The sequence below is a fragment of the Pseudomonas sp. HY7a-MNA-CIBAN-0227 genome (genome assembly GCF_040310325.1).
Classification (GTDB): Bacteria; Pseudomonadota; Gammaproteobacteria; order Pseudomonadales; family Pseudomonadaceae; genus Aquipseudomonas.
Window position 1 is genome coordinate 1 of sequence record NZ_JBEOPT010000186.1, and the last position, 263, is coordinate 263.

The window sequence follows — 263 nt, forward strand, 5'->3', positions numbered from 1 at the left end:
GTGCATAACTATTGGCCAGTCGCCCCAGCCCTTCGCGCAGGTACTGACCCGCGTCGCGCACTTGCGCCAGAAAATCTTTTTCCAGAATCGTGTCGAGCACCGCCACACCGGCCGCCGTCATCAACGCGTTGCCGTGGTGGGTGCCGCCCAACTCGCCGGGCTCCAGGCAGCATGCCTTGCCACGGGCCAGCAATGCGGCCAACGGCACGCCGCCGCCCAGGCCTTTGCCCAGGGTTACGATGTCGGCGCGCACGCCGTAGTTC

Annotated in this window: 1 protein-coding gene; it reads right to left on the reverse strand. The window is 66.5% G+C overall.

What is annotated here, in order from left to right; all coding sequences use genetic code 11:
* A partial coding sequence (locus AAEZ06_RS27500) for an aminotransferase class III-fold pyridoxal phosphate-dependent enzyme (protein ID WP_350617286.1) occupies positions 1–263 on the reverse strand: 263 nt, incomplete at both ends.